The sequence below is a fragment of the Acidiphilium sp. C61 genome (genome assembly GCF_905116885.1).
GTDB lineage: Bacteria > Pseudomonadota > Alphaproteobacteria > Acetobacterales > Acetobacteraceae > Acidiphilium.
The window spans coordinates 1,700,440-1,717,745 of sequence record NZ_CAJHNI010000005.1; the positions used below are offsets into that span (position 1 = coordinate 1,700,440).

The following is a 17,306-nucleotide window of genomic DNA, read 5'->3' on the forward strand; positions in this document are numbered from 1 at the left end:
TGATCAGCGCGGCCGGGCGGCGCGGCGGCGGAGCAGGCGGGCGAAGAGCGGCATGGTGAACATCACCAGCAGCACCCGCAGCACATGGACGGCGAGGACGAAGGTGACGTCGGTCCGCGCGGCGATCGCCATCGCCAGGGCGGCGTAGATGCCGCCGGGCAGGGTGGCGAGGTAGCCCTCGAACGGGGTGGCCCCGGCGAGATCGGCGAGCAGCGCGCCGAGCCCGGCGCAGATCACGTTGACCAGCAGGATGAGGCCGAGCGCGGTCGGCAAGGCGCGGCCGATTTCGGCGAGGCGGGCGCGGGTGAAGCGCACCCCGGCCTGCCAGCCGATCGCGGCATAGGCGAGATCGACGATCGGCGCGGGCACGCCGGCATCGCCGGTGCGGCCGGTCAGGGTGATCGCCGCGGCGACGATCAGCGGGCCGAGCAGCGGGCCGGCCGGCATCCGGGTCAGGCGCGCGAGCAGCAGGCCGAGCGGGGCGGCGAGGCCGACAAGGACGAGCCCCTTCAGCCCGGCCGGGGGCACGGCGGCGGCCATGGCGCTGCCGTGAGAAAAATGGCCGCCGACATGAGATAAGTGGTCGGCGGCGGTCATGCCGCCGACGTGAAAGACGAAGGCGGCGACCAGCGGCATGATCGCGGTGACGAGGCCGACGCGCAGATATTGCACCACAGCGACCATGCGGATGTCGGCGCCGAGTTCGGCCGCCAGCGCCACGATGGCCGAGGCGCCGCCGGTGGTCAGCGCCAGCGCGCCGGTGGTGGGATCGACATCGCGGCGCAGGCCCATCAGCAGGCCGGCGCCGATCGAGACCAGCAGCGTCGCGAAGGTGACGAGAACGACCGGGACCGCATGGGCGGCGAGGGCGCGCAGGGTCGGCCCGCTCACCAGCGCGCCGATGACGACGCCGAGCACGGCCTGTGCGGCGAGCGAGGCGCTGCGCGGCACGCCCTCCGGCGCGTATCCCGCCAGTGCGAGGGCGGTGGCGACGAAAAGGGCCGCGAACAGGGCCGCGGAGGGCACGCCGATCGCGGCGAGCGGCACGGCGGACGCCGCCGTGACCGCAGCGAGCAGCGCCCAGCGCGCGGCCGCCGACCGGCGCGGAACCATCATCCTCCGGCGGCTACAGGCTCAGCGGCGGCCGATCTCGGTCACCAGGAAGTCGCGGAAGACGGAGACGCGCTTCGAGTTCCGCAATTCCTCGGGATAGACGAAATACATGTCGATCTTCGGCGCCTTCACCTCGGGCAGCAGGCGGACCATGCCGGTGGTATCCTCGGTCAGGTAGTCCGGCACGGCGCCGATGCCGATGCCGCTGCGAATGGCGATCAGCATGGCTTGCAGCGAGTTGACCTCGAGCGCGCCGGTGCGCGGGGCGGCGCCGTCCGGCCGGCCGATGCTGGCGATCCAGTTGACATCGGCCACCGGCGGCTTGCGGTCGCCGAACAGGATCAGGCGATGATCGTCGAGATCCTCGGGCCGCTCGGGCGTCTTGCCGGCCTCGCGCAGGTAATCCTCGGAGGCGAAGATCTGCCAGCGGATTTCACCGAGGCTGCGCTGCACGAGGTCGGGCTGGCGGGGCGGGTGCATGCGGATCGCGACATCCGCCTCGCGCATCGCGAGGTCGAGATCGACATCGTCGAGCAGGAGCGAGATGCTGACATCGGGGTATTGCTTGAGGAAGGCGCGCAGCCGGGGGGCGAGCCAGACCACGCCGAAACTGTGCGTCGTCGTCACCTTCAGCCGGCCGGCCGGGCGTTCCTTGCTCTCGGCCAGCAGCGCCTCGGTCATGGCGAGCTTGGCGAAGACGTCGCGCACCGTGCGGTTGAGCTGCTCGCCCAGCTCGGTGAGGATCAGCCCGCGGGCGTGGCGGTGGAACAGCGGCACCGCCAGCGCCTCTTCAAGCGCCGAGATCTGCCGCGAGACGGCGGATTGCGAGAGGTTCAGCACGTCGCCCGCATGGGTGAAGCTGCCCGCCTCGGCCACCGCGTGAAACACGCGCAACTTGTCCCAGTCCATGTGATTGCCTGTCACGGTCAGCTTCCCTTTCCCGGCCCGGCAATGGGCCGTATTTTATATTGTCTCAAGCAGCCTGTTGTTCGATTTGCGCGTGGTGCGCAAGGAATTTCTCCGCCTCGAGCGCCGCCATGCAGCCGGTGCCGGCGGCGGTGACGGCCTGGCGGTAGGTGCGGTCCTGCACGTCGCCGGCGGCGAAGACGCCGGGAACCGAGGTCTGCGCCGTGCCGGGGATGGTGCGGATATAGCCTTCGTCGTCCATCTCGATCTTGCCGCGGAAGAGCGACGTGGCCGGATCATGCCCGATGGCGATGAACACGCCGTCAACCGCGATGCTGCGTTCGACGCCGGTTTTCACGTTGCGCAGCCGCGCGCCGGTGACGACGGCGGGGCTGCCTTCGCCGGTGATTTCCTCGACCGTGTGATCCCAGATCACCTCGATCTTCGGGTGGGCGAACAGCCGGTCCTGGAGGATTTTCTCGGCGCGCAGCGAATCGCGGCGGTGGATCAGTGTCACCTTGGTCGCGTGGTTGGTCAGGTAGAGCGCTTCCTCGACCGCGGTATTGCCGCCGCCGACCACGGCGACCTCGCGGCCGCGATAGAAGAAGCCGTCGCACGTCGCACAGGCGGAGACGCCGGCACCCTGGTATTGCTGTTCGGAGGGCAGGCCGAGCCAGCGGGCCTGCGCGCCAGTGGCGATGACCACCGCCTCGGCGCGGTAGAGCGTGCCGGAATCGCCGCGCGCGGTGAAGGGGCGGGCGGCGAGATCGATCTCGGTGATGATGTCGTATTCGATGCGGGTGCCGACATGCTCGGCCTGGGCGCGCATCTGCTCCATCAGCCAGGGGCCCTGGATGACATCGGCGAAGCCCGGATAATTCTCGACATCGGTGGTGATGGTCAGCTGGCCGCCGGGCTGCAGACCGGCAACGATCACCGGGGCGAGATTCGCCCGCGCGGCGTAGATCCCCGCCGTGTAGCCGGCCGGGCCGGCGCCGATGATCAGCAGTTTCGTCTCGATCGTGGCCTGATCCGCCATTTGTTGCACCTCTGATGCGGAATTAAGGGTGCGGCGGCGGGTTTTCCAGCTTTCCGCGCCGCATTCACACCCTGAGGTTATGCAATTATATGACCGGACTATATCTGTCACGCGATCAACTCTTTCCGAGCGGTGAAAACCCATGCCGTCAACCCCGGCCTCCCCGTCCTCGCCGCGCCTCGCCGAGGCCACGCCGATCGACGATATCGACCGCCGGATCATCGCCGAATTGCAGGCGGACGGGCGGATGACCAATGTGGAGCTGGCGAGCCGCGCCGGGATTTCGCCGCCGCCCTGCCTGCGCCGGGTGCGGCGGCTGGAGGAGGCCGGGCTGATCCGCGGCTATCACGCCGAGACCGACGCGCAGAAGCTCGGCTGGCAGATCGAGCTGTTCGCCATCGTCGGGCTGGACAGCCAGCGCCAGGCGGTGCTGGACGCGTTCGAGGCGATGGTCGGCGGCTGGGAGGAGGTGCGCGAGTGCCACATGATCCGCGGCGGCGACGATTTTCTCCTCCGCCTGGTCGCGCGGGATACGGCGCACGAGAACCAGCTCACCGAGCGGCTGACCGCCGCCCCCAACGTGACGCGCGTGCAGACGCTGCAAACCATCCGCACCAGCAAGGCGCTTGCCGGGGTGCCGATCTGAGGCCATACCCGGCGCATGAACACGTCCCGGCATGAATTCGACCGCACCGACGCGCGCGGGCTGATCGCCATCGCCGTGCTCGGCGCCGTCCTCGACCTCGCGAGCCGGCTGGTCCCCGCTGTGCTGCCCTATCTCGCGCCCTATATTTTCAACGCGGCGATCTTCGCCGGGCCGCTGCTGGCGGCGTTCTGGTATGGGCGCGGGCTCGCGCGGAGCGCGGCGCGGCCGGCGCGCTGGCGCATCATCGCCTTCTATGCCGGGGTGGCGGCGATCTATTTCGTCGGCCAGACGCGCTTCGAATATGCCGCCCAGCACATGTTCTTCCTCAACCGCGTGCAGCAGGCGACGTTCGGTGTGTTCGCCCCGTTCCTGATCGCGTTTTCCTGGCCGCGCGACGTGCTGGCCGCCGGGGTGCCGGCCGGGCTGATCCGGCTGTTCGAGCGCGGGGCGGGACGGGTCGTGCTGCGGGTGCTGCGGTTTCCGCCGGTCGCCATCGTGGTGTGGCTGGCGACGACGGATGTGTGGCTGATCCCGCGGGTCAATTTCGCCTCGATGATCAACCCGCCGCTCTATGCGGTCATGAATGTCTCGATGATCGCGGCGGGGCTGCTGTTCTGGCTGGTGGTGCTCGATCCGCGGCCGCGGGCGGAGGCGGGGTATTCCTACCTGACGCGGATGGCGGCGGGCTTCCTGCCGATGTTTCCGCAGATCGCGGTGTCGTCCTATATCGCGCTGACCCAGACCGGGCTCTACAATTTCTACGATCTGTGCGGCCGGCTCTATCCCACGATCTCGCCGATGAAGGACCAGATGCTGGGCGGGATCATCCAGTGGATTCCGCCGGGGATGCTGAACACGGCGGTGCTGTTCGTGCTGCTGCACGCGATCCGCCGGAGCGAGGACAGGCAGGTGGCGGCGACGCCGATCCCGCCCGGAGCACGGGTGATCGAGGCGCGCTGGACCGGGCGCTAGGCCGGGCTGCCCTTGCGGCGCGGGGCGGTTGCGGCTAGGCCGCTTGTCTGTGCGGATGCGGGACTGGCCCGGATCCGGTTGGGTGACATCGTGTGATGGGGAGACAGTCCTTGCGGCGACTGCGATTGGCTCTGATGACCACGGCGTGCCTCGCGCCGGTGTTCCTCGCACCCGCGGCGCGGGCGGCGACCCCTGCCCCGGCTGCGGCCACGGCGAGCGGCGGGCGCATCGCCTCGATCCGGGTGCGCGGCAACCAGCGCATCGATGCCAATACCGTTCTCTCCTATATCCTGCTGCGCCCGGGCGACCAGTTCAGCCAGCGGCGGATGGATCTCAGCCTGAAGACGCTCTACGCCACCGGCCTGTTCAGCTCGGTCTCGCTCACCCGCGAGGGCGACACGCTGGTGGTGGACGTGCAGGAGAACCCGGTGGTCAACCAGGTGTTCTTCCGCGGCAATTCGGTGCTGAAGGACGACAAGCTCTCGAAGGCGATCTCGCTCAAGCCCGGCGCGGTGTTCACCCGCGCGGCGGCGGCGGCGGACACCAGGGCGATCCTCGATCTCTACGGCAAGCAGGGGCATTACGGCGCCACCGTCACGCCCGAGATCGTCAAGCTGCCGGAAAACCGGGTGAACGTGGTGTTCCGCTGCCATGACGGCGCGGAGACGCTGATCAGCCGGATCGATTTCGTCGGCAACCACGCCTATGGCCAGACGCGGCTGCGCGAGGTGATCTCCAGCCGCGAGGACGCGTGGTTCCGCTTCCTCTCCAGCGCCGATGAATACAACCCCGAGCGGGTGAAATACGACGAGGCGCTGCTCAGCCGGTTCTATTTCCATCACGGCTATGCCGACTTCAAGGTGCAGAGCGCCACCGCCCAGCTCGCACCGGACCGCAAATCGTTCTTCCTGACCTTCGTGATGAACGAGGGGCCGCGCTATCACATTGGCGGGGTGAAGGTGGAGAGCAGCGTCGCCAACCTGCCCGCAGCGTCGCTGCGCGCGCTGGTGCCGATCGAGAAGGGTGACCTGTTCGACGGCGATGCGATCCAGACCGCGGTGAAGGCGATCTCGAAGGCGGCGCAGAATCGCGGCTTCGCCTTCGCCCAGGTGGTGCCGGACGTTCACGAGGACCACGCGACGCACAAGGTGGATCTCACCTTCCGCGTCGTCGAGGGGCCGAAGGTCTATGTCAACGACGTGGTGATCAGCGGCAATACCCGCACCGAGGACGAGGTGATCCGCCGCCAGGTCGAGCTGGCGCCGGGCGATGCGTATAATCAGGACGCGGTCGACCAGTCGAAGCAGAACCTCGAGAATCTCGGCTATTTCAAGAAGCAGGACGGGGTCAGGATCTCGACCGCGCCGACGACCACGCAGGATCGCGTCAATCTCGACGTCAATGTCGACGAGCAGGCGACCGGGCAGTTCTCGCTCGGCGGCGGCTATTCGACCGATCTCGGCGCGCTGGCGAATATCGGGCTGAGCCAGGACAATTTCCTCGGCACCGGCATCAGCACCTCGATCTCGGCGCTGCTGGCGCAGAAGGGCACGCAGTTCAATCTCGGCGTCACCAACCCGTATTTCCTCGGCCGCAACCTGATCGCCGGCTTCGACCTGTTCCGCACCGATACCTACAACTCGACCGCCTACGTGTTCAGCGAGCGCTCGCTCGGCGGCGACGTGCGGGTGGGCTTCCGCTACAACGACCATGTCAGCCAGGCCTTCACCTATACGCTGAGCACGCGCGACATCTACAACATCGCCTCGACCGCGAGCCTCTACATCCTGAGCGAGCAGGGCAAGACCACGCTCTCGCAGCTCGGCTCGACGCTGACCTTCGACTACCGCAACAACCGCATCGATCCCTCCAGCGGCGAGATCCTGTCGCTGTCGGGCGATTTCGCGGGGCTGGGCGGAACCGCGAAATATGTCCGGCTGGAGGCGCGCGGCGCCTATTACATCCCGCTCGAACGCCTGCTCGGCGACAAGGCCTGGGTGCTGGAGTTCGACGGGCATGTCGGCAAGATTCTCGGCATCGAGGGCTACCGCACGACACTGGCGGACCGCTTCTTCCTTGGCGGCGACAGCATGCTCGGCTTCCAGACCGGCGGCGCCGGCCCGCATGACACGCAGTATGGCGACAGCATCGGCGGCAATTTCATCTGGACGCAGGACACGGTGCTGCACTTCCCGCTGCCGGTCAGCCCCGATCTCGGCGTGACCGGCTTCGCCTTCGCCGATATCGGCAGCCTCTCCGGGGTGTCGCCGATCACGGTGAACGGCACCACGCTCGGCGTTTACGACAATGCGGCGCCGCGCATCTCGGCCGGTCTCGGCGTGGCGTGGAACACGCCGTTCGGGCTCATCGACCTGTCCTATGCCCAGCCGATCAAGAAATACAAATACGACCAGATCGAGCAATTCCGCGTTTCCTTTGGTACGAGGTTCTGATCACGTGACACGCATCGCCAAAATCCGCGCCGGGCTGGCGCTTCCGGCCCTCATCATGGCCTTCGCCGGCACCGCCCACGCACAGTCCGAAACCGGCAAGGGGTATTTCATCCCGAAGCCGAAGGTGGAGGCGCCGCACACCGCGCCGATCCATACGCCACTGCCCCAGCAGCCGCAGGCGCCCGCCGGGCAGCAGCCCGGCGTGCAGCAGGTGCCGCCCGAGAAACTGCCGCCGATCCCGCAGCTCGCCCCGCTGCCCAAGGAAAAGGCGCCGCCCGCCGCGGTGATGGGCGTGCTCTCGGTGCCCGACGTGATGCGCAGCTCGACCGCGGCGCAGGGCGTCGAGAAGATCATCAACGAGCGGCGGCAGAAACTCGCCGAGGAAGCGCAGGCCGACCAGAAGAAGTGGGAAGGCGAGCAGCACGCCATCATCGCCGAGAAGGGCAAGCTCTCGAAGCCGGCGCTGGCCGCGCGCGAGCAGAAGCTCCAGCACGAGATCGAGCAGGCGCAGCTCGATTTCCATAACCGCAGCGTCGCCATCGAGGTGTCGGCCCGTACGGCGCTCGGCAAGATCGAAAGCTCGCTGATCGCGGTGATCCGCCAGGTGGCGCAGGCGCATGGCATGAACCTCGTGCTGCACCGCTCGCAGGTGGCGCTGAACGTCAACGCCTTCGACATCACCAAGGAAGTTGCCGACCAGCTCAACAAGATCCTGCCGCAGGTCGCGGTGCCGCCCTCGGTCGTGCCGAAGATGGCGCACGGCGCGCACAAGGCCGCGAAGAAGAAGTAAGCCGCGATGACCGGCGCGACCGATCCGCGGCCGGGCGATGCGCGGTTCTTCGCCCGCAGCGGCCCCTTCAGCCTGGCGGAAATCGCCGCGGCTGCAGGAGCGACGGTAGCGGGGGCCACGGTAGCGGGGACCAGGGTCGCGGATGCGGGGCAGCGCCTTTCCGGCGTCGCCCCGTTGCAGACCGCCGGCGCTGGCGATGTCAGCTTTCTCGACAACCGCAAATATCTGCCGCTGCTGGCCGAAACCCGCGCCGGGGCGGTGATCATGCGCCCCGAGATGGCGGCCGCAGCACCCGCGACGGTGGCGTGCCTGGTCACGCCCACCCCCTATGAGGGCTGGGCGCGGGCCTGCGCGCTGTTCCACCCCGCCCCGGTGGCGGTGGCGGGCATCCATCCGAGTGCGGTGATCGGCGCGGGGGCGGAGATCGACCAAGCGGCCGAGATCGGGCCCTTCGCGGTGATCGGCGCGGGGGCGCGCATCGGCGCACGCTGCCGCATCGGCCCGCACGCGGTGATCGGGCCGGGCTGCGTTCTGGGCGAGGGCGTGATCGTCAGCGCCGGGGCGAGCGTCAGCCACGCGCTGATCGGCGACCGGGTGATGATCCATCCCGGCGTGCGGATCGGCCAGGAAGGGTTCGGCTTCGCCACCACGAAGGACGGGTTTCTTTCGGTTCCGCAGCTCGGCCGGGTGATCATCGAGCATGACGTCGATATCGGCGCGAACACCACGATCGACCGCGGCTCGGCGCAGGATACCGTGATCGGCGCGGGCACGCGGATCGACAATCTCGTGCAGATTGCCCACAACGTGCGGATCGGGCGCTGCTGCGTGATCGTGGCGCAGGTCGGCATCTCGGGCTCGACCACGCTGGAGGATTTCGTGGTGCTGGCCGGCCAGGCCGGGGTGTCCGGCCATCTCACCCTCGGCAAGGGCGCGCGCATCGGCCCGCAGGCGGGTGTGATGTCCGACGTCAGGCCGGGGATCGACCTGCTCGGCAGCCCGGCGCGGCCGGCGAAGGAGTTCATGCGCGAGGTCGCGACATTGCGGCGCTTTGCGCGGCGCGGCGGATTGAGGCATGCTCCGCCCGCACCGGAGCGGGACGCCAAATCCTGACCGGATCATCCACAACACGAACGGGACACGGACGCTCTGACATGGACCGAAGCGCGACAGACACCACGGCACCACAGCCAGGGGGGATCACGGTGGATATCGCCGGGATCATGCATGCGATCCCGCATCGCTACCCGTTCCTGCTGATCGACCGGGTGGTGGAGCTGCAGCCCAATGTTTCGGCGGTGGGCGTCAAGAACGTCTCGGTCAACGAGCATTTCTTCCAGGGCCATTTCCCCGGCCATCCGGTGATGCCGGGCGTGCTCATCATCGAGAGCATGGCGCAGACCGCGGCGGTGCTGGTGGTGGAGACGCTCGGCCCCGAGGAGGCCGGCAAGGTGGTCTATTTCATGTCGGTCGAGGGGGCGAAGTTCCGCCGCCCGGTGGTGCCCGGCGACGTGCTGCGCATCCATGTCACCAAGGATCGCAACCGCGGCAATGTCTGGAAGTTCAACGCGGTCGCCAGGGTCGAGGGGGTGGCGGTCGCCGAGGCGAGCTTCGCCGCGATGATCATGGACCGGAAAGCCGGCGAGGCATGATCCACCAGACAGCGTCGATCGATCCGCGCGCCACGATCGGCGCGGGTGTCAGTGTCGGGCCGTTCTGCACGGTCGGCCCGGATGTGGTGCTGGAAGACGGGGTCGAACTCGTCTCGCATGTCGTCGTCGACGGGCATACCCGCATCGGCGCCGGCACCACGGTGTTTCCCTTCGCCACCATCGGCCTCGCGCCGCAGGACCTGAAATACAAGGGCGAGCCGACGCGCACCGAGCTGGGGCCGAACTGCGTCATCCGCGAGCATTGCACCATCCATCGCGGCACCGTGACGGGCACCGGCATCACCCGCGTCGGCGCCGGCTGCCTGCTGATGGCGGTGGTGCATGTCGCGCATGATTGCGCGCTGGGCGAGAACATCGTCATCGCCAACAACGTGGTGATGGGCGGGCATGTCGAGATCGCGGACCGCGCGATCATCGGCGGCGCCACCGCGATCCACCAGTTCGTGCGGATCGGCACCGGCGCCATGGTCGGCGGCGCCTCCGGCGTCGAGGCGGATGTGATCCCCTATGGCTCGGTGATCGGCAATCGCGCGCGGCTGCACGGGCTCAACATCGTCGGGCTGCGCCGGCGCGGGCTCGACAAGGAAGGCCAGCACCGGCTGCGCAACGCCTATCGCCTGCTGTTCCAGGGCGAGGGCACGTTCGCCGCGCGGGTCGAGGCGCTGCGCGGCGGCGCCGGGGATGATCCATATCTCGCGGAAATCCTCGCCTTCATCGATGCGCCGAGCAAGCGCGGCCTGATCCGCAGCACGACCCGCCACGGCGACGACGCCGAGGCGTGAGCGCGGATGCGCGCGGCGAGGGCATGAGCCGGGCGGCGACGCCGCTCGGCATCGTCGCCGGTGGCGGCACCCTGCCCGGGCGGGTTGCCGCGGCGGCGCGCGCCGGCGGGCGGGACGTGTTCATCGTCGCCCTCGATTCCTATGCCGATCCCGCGGTGGTGGGGGTGTTTCCCCACGAGACGATCCGCGTCGGCGCGGTGGGTGCCGCGATCGCAGCACTGCGCGCCGCCGGCTGCCGCGAGCTGGTGCTGGCCGGCCCGGTGAAGCGGCCCTCGCTGCTCGACCTGCGGCCGGACGCGATGGGGGCGAAGCTGCTGGCGCGCATCGGCCGGGCCGCCTTCGCCGGGGATGACGGGCTGCTCGCCGCCATCGTGCGGGTGCTGGGCGAGGAAGGGTTCACCGTGATCGGCGCGCATGAGGTGATCGGCGAGGTGCTGGCGCCGGAAGGCTTGCTGAGCGCGACCGCGCCGGATGCCGCCGCACTCGCGGACATCACGCGCGGCGTTGCCGTGGTGCATGCGCTCGGCGCCGCGGATGTCGGGCAGGGGGCGGTGGTGCAGCAGGGCATCGTGCTCGCGGTCGAGGCGGTGGAGGGGACCGACGCGATGCTGGCGCGCGCGGCCACGCTGCGGCGGCCGGGGCCGGGCGGCGTGCTGGTGAAGCTGGTCAAGCCCGGGCAGGACCGCCGCGCCGATCTGCCGACCCTCGGTGTCAAGACCGTGCAGGGGGTGGTGGAAGCAGGATTGCGCGGGATCGCATTCGAGGCCGGCGGTGCCATATTGATGGATCGCGAGGCGATGACGCGCGCCGCCGACGCCGCCGGGCTGTTCCTGCTCGGGATCGATCCGCGTGCCGCGCGATGGACCGAAGGGAGACAGTCATGAGCGATTTCCAGTATCTGCACACGATGATCCGGGTGAGGAACCTCGATGAGAGCGTTGCCTTCTACACCGGGCTGCTCGGGATGAAGGAGCTGCGCCGCTCCGACGTGCCGGATGGCAAGTATACGCTCGCCTTCGTCGGCTATGGCGACGAGGCGACGCACACGGTGCTGGAGCTGACCTACAATTACGGCGTCGAGGCGTATGACCAGGGCACCGCTTTTGGACATCTCGCCCTCGGTGTGCCGGATATCTATGCTGCGGTGGACAAGCTCCGCGCCGCCGGCGTGAAGATCACGCGCGAGCCGGGGCCGGTGAAGTTCGGCAAGACGGTGATCGCGTTCATCGAGGACCCGAACGGCTACAAGATCGAGCTGATCGAACGGAAGTGAGCCGACCATGCCGCGGGATCCGGTGCCGGAGCCGCCGTCGCGACGACCGGGAAAGAGTCTGAAATTCCGGCTGCTGTCGGCCGGGTTCGGCGCGGCGGAGCGGGTGCTGCCGCGCGGGGTGCCGGCGCTGGACGCGGCACGGATTGCCGCCGCCGCGGGCGGTGCAATGCCGGATTTCGCGCGCGAGGGGCTGGAGCGGCTGGTCGCCTCGCTCGCGGCGGAGACGCGGCTTTCGCTGTTCGGGCGGGTTTCGGTCCGCTACGACCTGATGCGGCTGGCGCGCAATGCCGAGGCGATCCGGCGGATGCACGCGGCGACCCCGGCGATCGGGCGGGACGCCGTGCGGGCGCCGGTTTTCATCATGGGGTTGCCGCGCTCGGGGACGACGTTCCTGCACACGCTGTTCGGCCAGGACCCCGAGGTGCTGGTGCCGCGGGTTTGGCAGACGCTGTATCCGGCGGCGCGGCCGGTGGGGTTCGACGCGCGGCGCAGTGCCGCGGTGCGCCGGACCGACCGGCAGCTAGACATGTTCGCCGGCATGGCGCCGGAGTTTCCGGCGATCCACCCGATCGAGGGGGACAGCCCGCAGGAATGCAGCGAGATCACCGCGCATGTGTTCCACTCGCTGCGGTTCGACACGACGTTCCGGGTGCCGAGCTACACCGCATGGCTCGACGCCGAGGATGACGGGCCGGCCTTCGCGTTTCACAAGCAATGGCTGCAGGCGATGCAGCACGGAACCGGCGGACGGTTCTGGGCGCTGAAATGCCCGGAGCATACGTTTTCGGTGAAGGCGATCCTGGAGACCTATCCGGATGCGCGGTTCGTGGTGGTGCACCGCGACCCGGTGCATGTGTTTGCCTCGGTCGCGCACATGACGGAGGTGCTGCGGCGGCCGTTCCTGCGGGACATCGACCCGGCGGAAATCGGCCGGCAGGTGACGGAGCGGTGGATCGACGGGGCGCGGCGCCTGGTGGCGTTCGACCAGAGCGGGGCGGTGCCGGCGGAACGGCTGGTCAATATCCAGTACGAGGCGCTGACGGCGGACCCGATCGGGGCGGTCGCGGGGATTTACGCGCGGTTTGGCGAGACATTCACCCCGGCGGCGGAGACGGCGATGCGGCAGTATCTCGGCGCGGCGCCGCGCGGCGGCTATGGGCGGAACCGCTACCGGCTGGCGGATTTCGGCATCAACGCCGAGCGGCTGCGGCCGCGCTTTGCCGGATATGTCGAGTATTTCGGCGTGCAGGCGCGCAAGCCGGGCGGACCGCAGCCGGCCTGAGGGGCGGCTAGAGCATCATCCGATCAGATGAAATCATCTGATCGGACCGTGCTCTGTGACGATATTCCCATCGGTTTTATAGGAATATGATCCTTTCCTCGCGGCGGGTGGGGCAGGACGACATTCCTTGTGCTGGAGAGGGGCTACCAGCCGAGGAAGGTTTCATGGCGGTGGGCGGCACGCGGCGGGGCGTGGCGCCAGAGGCGGGTTGTCGTTTCGCGCAGGGTGTCGGCGAAGCGGAGGGTGGCGAGGTGTTCGCGGCCGGCGCAGATGTCTTCGGCGGTGATGGCGAGGGTGGCGCGGAGTGTCTGGCCGGTGAGGGTTTCGATGGCGGCGAAGGTACTGCGGAAGCCGGTGGCGCTGGCGGTGGCGAAGGCGGCGCAGGCGGGCAGGTTGCGGCCCCTGACGGCAAGCCAGGCGCGGAGCGGGGCGGCGAGGGAGAAAGCCCAGACCGGGGTTCCGAGGATGAGCAGCTCGTACTTCGCGGGGTTGATCGTGGTCGGGAGGATTTCGGGCGGGTGGCCGCCAAGGCAGGTGCCGAGCGCGCGGAACGCGCCAGGAATGCCGTAGGCGCAGGCGGGGCAGCGGATGGTTTCCAGATCAGCGCCGAATTCGCCGGCGATCATGCTGGCGATGCGCGCGGTGGTTCCTGTCCGGGAATAATAGACGACGAGGACACGCATGCCGCTCGGTCCCTCTGCGTAATGACACATTTTTATACAGAAGAGACTCAGGTTTGGCGCGCGGAAGCGGTGAACGGGACGTTAATATTTTGATAGTTTCTGGGATGAGGGCACGGATTATTTACCGACAGGGTTGCTGTGGCGTGCGGTGAGGGTGTGGGTCGATGACCCGGCCGGTTGCGGGGACTGTTTCACGGGAAACAATCGGGGCGGTGCGGGGCCGCCGATTTCAGCCGTCCAACAGCGATCTCTCGTTTTTCGAGACACTCTCATACACCAGCATCTGCACGCCGTTGCGGAGAAAAGAGTCGGATTCGGTCATGCCGATGGCGCCGAGGACGGTGCGGCTGGCAAAATTGTCGGCGCGGGCGATGGCGATGATGCGGCGCAAATGAGCGCGGTCGTGGCCGTAGCGGAGGGCGGCGCTGGCGGCTTCGCGGGCGAGGCCGGCACCGCGGACTTCGGGCCATAGGGCGAAGCGGAGCGCGATGCCGCGGCCATCCGGGCGGTCGGCGAGGCCGGTGATGCCGAGGAAGGCGTTGGTGGTGCGGCCGCGGATGGACCAGATTCCGAAGCCTTGCGCGCCCCAGGCGGCGATGTCTTCCGCCAGTTCGGCCACGGCCTGTTCGCGGGTGCGGACCCCGCCGAGCATCAGGGCGAAGGCGCGGGGGTCGGTTTTCAGGGCGACGAGATCCTCGACATCGGACCAGCCCACCGGATCGAGCCGCAACCGCCCGGTGGTGATCTGCCATGTCGGGTTGATGGTCATGGAAATGGCGGGGCCTTGCCCCGGGCCCCATCAGGGGCGCTGCCCCTGAACCAAGCCAAAGGCGGAGCCTTTGGAATCCATTCGTTTTGGTTTTGGGGAGGGCATCCGGGCAATTGCCTTGGTAAAGGCAGGGACACGCCCTCCCCAAAACCAAAACGCGAGCGCGGTTCCAAGGGCTCAGCCCTTGGCGGGGGTGCAGGGGGTGGAACCCCCTGCGTGGGCCCGGAACCAAGACCCTGCATCCGCTGGCTACCTTGTGAGGGGGCGGTATTTGATGCGGTGGGGTTCGGTAGCGTCGGCGCCGAGGCGGCGGCGTTTGTCTTCCTCGTAATCCTGGAAGTTGCCCTGGAACCATTCGACGTGACTGTCGCCCTCGAAGGCGAGGATGTGGGTGGCGAGGCGATCGAGGAACCAGCGATCATGCGAGATGATGACGGCGCAGCCGGCGAATTCGGCGAGGGCTTCTTCCAGGGCGCGCAGCGTATCGACGTCGAGATCGTTCGTGGGTTCGTCAAGGAGGATGACGTTGTGTTCGCCCTTGAGCATTTTCGCGAGGTGGACGCGGTTGCGTTCGCCGCCGGAGAGGATGCCGACTTTCTTCTGCTGGTCGGAGCCCTTGAAGTTGAAGGCGCCGACATAGGCGCGGGAGGGGACGGTGCGCTTGCCGAGGTGGATGACGTCGGTGCCGCCGGAGATTTCCTCCCAGACGGTCTTGTTGTCATCGAGGCTGTCGCGCGACTGGTCGACATAGCCGAGTTTCACGGTGTCGCCGACGACGAAGGAGCCGGCATCGGGTTTTTCGACGCCGGTGATCATCTTGAAGAGAGTGGATTTGCCGGCGCCGTTGGGGCCGATGACGCCGACGATGCCGCCGGGGGGGAGCTTGAAGGAGAGGCCGTCGATCAGGAGGTTGTCGCCGAAGCCCTTGCGGAGATCCTGGGCCTCGATGACGGTGCCGCCGAGGCGCGGGCCGGGGGGGATGACGATTTCGGCGACGCCGGAGACCTGCTCGCTCGATTTGGCGAGCATTTCCTCGTAGCGGCTGATGCGGGCCTGGTTTTTCGCCTGGCGGGCCTTGGGGGAGGCGCCGATCCATTCGCGCTCTTCCTTGAGGGCGCGCTGGCGGGCGGATTCTTCCTTTTCCTCCTGGGCGAGGCGCTTCTGTTTCTGTTCGAGCCAGGAGGTGTAGTTGCCCTCGAACGGGTAGCCGCGGCCGCGTTCGAGTTCGAGGATCCAGTTGGTGACGTTTTCGAGGAAGTAGCGGTCGTGGGTGACGAGGATGACGGTGCCGGTGTAGGCGCGCAGGGTCTTTTCGAGCCAGGCGACGGATTCGGCGTCGAGATGGTTGGTCGGTTCGTCGAGGAGGAGGAGGTCGGGCTTCTCGAGGAGGAGGCGGCAGAGGGCGACGCGGCGGCGCTCACCGCCGGAGAGGTTGGTGACGGCGGCGTCGGACGGGGGGCAGCGAAGGGCGTCGAGCGCGATATCGATCTGGCGGTCGAGCTCCCAGCCGTCGCCGGCGTCGATCTTTTCCTGGAGGGTGGCCTGTTCGGCGAGCAGGGCATTCATCTGCTCGTCGTCCATCGGCTCCATGAAGGCTTCGGAGATTTCGTTGAAGCGGGCGAGGGCGGCGCGCATGTCGGCGAAGGCGAGGGCGACGTTCTCGCCGACGGTGAGGGTCGGGTCGAGATGCGGTTCCTGCGGGAGGTAGCCGACGCGCGCGCCCTCGGCGGCCCACGCCTCGCCGCCGAATTCCTTCTCGATGCCGGCCATGATTTTCAGCAGGGTGGATTTGCCGGCGCCGTTGACGCCGAGCACGCCGATCTTGACGCCGGGGAGGAAGGAAAGGGTGATGCCCTTGAAGACCTCGCGGCCACCGGGGAAGGCCTTGGTGAGGTCTTTCATCACATAGACATACTGGTAGCTGGCCATCGGGAGTTCCTGTGCGCGTGCGGGGTTTTGCAGCCGGTATAGGGGGGGGGCGACGCGCGGGCAACCGAGGGCGGGGTTTTGCGCCTGTGGGGCGCGCGGAATGCAGAACGGCCGGAGCAGAACGCCAGAGCGAAATGCAGAAAGGCCGGAGCAGAACTCCGGAGCGAAATACAGAACGGCCGGAGCAGAACTCCGGAACGAAATGCAGAACGGCCGGAGCGAAACTCCGGCCGTGTACGCGTTCAGGGGTTGGGGGTGCGGGGTGTCAGATGTCGACGTGCCAGCCGAGGGCGAGGTTCAGCACGATGCCGTAGGTGAGATACATCAGCCACAAGCCGGTGACGGTGTGGAAGAAGCCCTGGGCGCGGAGGCTGAACGGGGCGGCGACGCCGAAATAGGAAAATATTCCGGAGAAATACACGCAGCAGAGGCCAGCAAAGAGGATGGCCACCGGAATGTCGCCCGCTTCGGCGAAGACGATCAGGCCGAGGACGGAGACGAGGAAGAAGGCGACCGCCATGAAGCCGTTCACCCGCATGTCACCCTGGCGCATGCGGCTCAGGCCGATGGCGAACCAGTGCACGCCGAAGACCGAGGTGAGGATGCCGGCCGCGTAGAGCGGGGCGCCGTGGAAAACGTGGAACCAGGTCAGGCCGACAAGGATGTAGGTGCCGCAGAGGAATTGCAGGAAGCCGGGCATCCAGACGCCGTACCAGCCATTGGCCCAATCGACCGCAGGCGAGCGTTCCGGGAAGCCGAAGAGCTCCTGCGGACCATAGATCAGATAGCCGGTGCCGAGGCCGAAGAAGGCGAGGCCGAGGGGCACATAGGCCGAGGTTGGAAGACTGAAGACAGTGGGTGTCATTGGGCGTCTCTCATTGGTTTGATTGAGCCCGCGCCGGCACGGGGCCGGCGCGGGCGGTCCGACGATTGTTCGGCGCCGAACGCTTCTTATTCAAACCAGGTTACGAGATCGCCAGTTTTCGGGTTCAATTA

The 17,306-nt window shown here is 68.0% G+C and carries 17 protein-coding genes; 10 read left to right on the forward strand and 7 right to left on the reverse strand.

The features are described 5' to 3' along the window. Positions 1–3: 3 nt before the first annotated feature. The 3 genes from HUW10_RS10770 to trxB form a co-directional block, all read right to left on the reverse strand. On the reverse strand, positions 4–1,116 hold the full coding sequence (locus HUW10_RS10770; RefSeq protein ID WP_174503501.1) for an AbrB family transcriptional regulator: 1,113 nt from the start codon (positions 1,114–1,116) through the stop codon (positions 4–6). Between the two features lie 18 nt (positions 1,117–1,134). Beyond that, positions 1,135–2,022, reverse strand: a complete 888-nt coding sequence (locus HUW10_RS10775; protein ID WP_174504839.1) for a LysR family transcriptional regulator — start codon at positions 2,020–2,022, stop codon at positions 1,135–1,137. Between the two features lie 64 nt (positions 2,023–2,086). Next, positions 2,087–3,058 carry a thioredoxin-disulfide reductase gene (gene trxB / locus HUW10_RS10780; RefSeq protein ID WP_174503502.1) on the reverse strand — a complete coding sequence of 324 codons (972 nt, stop codon included), beginning with the start codon at positions 3,056–3,058 and terminating at the stop codon, positions 2,087–2,089. A gap of 142 nt (positions 3,059–3,200) precedes the next feature. On the opposite strand from trxB, the gene HUW10_RS10785 reads away from it, so the two are divergent. The 10 genes from HUW10_RS10785 to HUW10_RS10830 all read left to right on the forward strand — a co-directional run bounded on the left by HUW10_RS10785 (position 3,201) and on the right by HUW10_RS10830 (position 12,929). Next, positions 3,201–3,704, forward strand: a complete 504-nt coding sequence (locus HUW10_RS10785) for an Lrp/AsnC family transcriptional regulator (protein WP_174503503.1) — start codon at positions 3,201–3,203, stop codon at positions 3,702–3,704. A gap of 15 nt (positions 3,705–3,719) precedes the next feature. Further along, positions 3,720–4,676, forward strand: coding sequence for a cytochrome c oxidase assembly protein (locus HUW10_RS10790; protein WP_236656340.1), 957 nt, complete (start codon positions 3,720–3,722; stop codon positions 4,674–4,676). A gap of 134 nt (positions 4,677–4,810) precedes the next feature. After that, a complete protein-coding gene (gene bamA / locus HUW10_RS10795; protein WP_174504841.1) occupies positions 4,811–7,129 on the forward strand; it encodes an outer membrane protein assembly factor BamA in 2,319 nt (772 codons plus the stop codon). 4 nt (positions 7,130–7,133) lie between these two features. After that, on the forward strand, positions 7,134–7,919 hold the full coding sequence (locus HUW10_RS10800; protein ID WP_174503504.1) for an OmpH family outer membrane protein: 786 nt from the start codon (positions 7,134–7,136) through the stop codon (positions 7,917–7,919). Positions 7,920–7,925: 6 nt separating this feature from the next. Further along, positions 7,926–9,032: a UDP-3-O-(3-hydroxymyristoyl)glucosamine N-acyltransferase gene (lpxD, locus tag HUW10_RS10805; protein ID WP_174503505.1), complete on the forward strand. Its 1,107-nt coding sequence runs from the start codon at positions 7,926–7,928 to the stop codon at positions 9,030–9,032. A 41-nt stretch (positions 9,033–9,073) separates the two neighbouring features. Then, positions 9,074–9,571: a 3-hydroxyacyl-ACP dehydratase FabZ gene (gene fabZ / locus HUW10_RS10810; RefSeq protein ID WP_174503506.1), complete on the forward strand. Its 498-nt coding sequence runs from the start codon at positions 9,074–9,076 to the stop codon at positions 9,569–9,571. Beyond that, a complete protein-coding gene (gene lpxA / locus HUW10_RS10815; RefSeq protein ID WP_174503507.1) occupies positions 9,568–10,374 on the forward strand; it encodes an acyl-ACP--UDP-N-acetylglucosamine O-acyltransferase in 807 nt (268 codons plus the stop codon). Before fabZ ends, lpxA begins: the two co-directional genes overlap by 4 nt. Before the next feature lie 23 nt (positions 10,375–10,397). Beyond that, a complete protein-coding gene (locus HUW10_RS10820; RefSeq protein WP_174504842.1) occupies positions 10,398–11,258 on the forward strand; it encodes an LpxI family protein in 861 nt (286 codons plus the stop codon). Continuing rightward, entirely contained in the window at positions 11,255–11,647 is a 393-nt protein-coding gene (gene gloA, locus HUW10_RS10825; RefSeq protein WP_174503508.1) for a lactoylglutathione lyase, read from the forward strand. Before HUW10_RS10820 ends, gloA begins: the two co-directional genes overlap by 4 nt. A gap of 7 nt (positions 11,648–11,654) precedes the next feature. Continuing rightward, positions 11,655–12,929, forward strand: a complete 1,275-nt coding sequence (locus HUW10_RS10830; protein WP_174503509.1) for a sulfotransferase — start codon at positions 11,655–11,657, stop codon at positions 12,927–12,929. A gap of 143 nt (positions 12,930–13,072) precedes the next feature. Here the strand turns inward: HUW10_RS10830 and HUW10_RS10835 are convergent, their stop codons facing one another. The 4 genes from HUW10_RS10835 to HUW10_RS10850 form a co-directional block, all read right to left on the reverse strand. Further along, positions 13,073–13,612: a hypothetical protein gene (locus HUW10_RS10835; protein ID WP_174503510.1), complete on the reverse strand. Its 540-nt coding sequence runs from the start codon at positions 13,610–13,612 to the stop codon at positions 13,073–13,075. A gap of 229 nt (positions 13,613–13,841) precedes the next feature. Beyond that, positions 13,842–14,381: a GNAT family N-acetyltransferase gene (locus HUW10_RS10840; protein ID WP_174503511.1), complete on the reverse strand. Its 540-nt coding sequence runs from the start codon at positions 14,379–14,381 to the stop codon at positions 13,842–13,844. Between the two features lie 249 nt (positions 14,382–14,630). Further along, positions 14,631–16,310 (reverse strand): energy-dependent translational throttle protein EttA, encoded by a 1,680-nt coding sequence (gene ettA, locus HUW10_RS10845; RefSeq protein WP_174503512.1) that lies wholly within the window; start codon positions 16,308–16,310, stop codon positions 14,631–14,633. Positions 16,311–16,575: 265 nt separating this feature from the next. Then, positions 16,576–17,175: a hypothetical protein gene (locus HUW10_RS10850; RefSeq protein WP_236656342.1), complete on the reverse strand. Its 600-nt coding sequence runs from the start codon at positions 17,173–17,175 to the stop codon at positions 16,576–16,578. Positions 17,176–17,306: the final 131 nt, after the last annotated feature.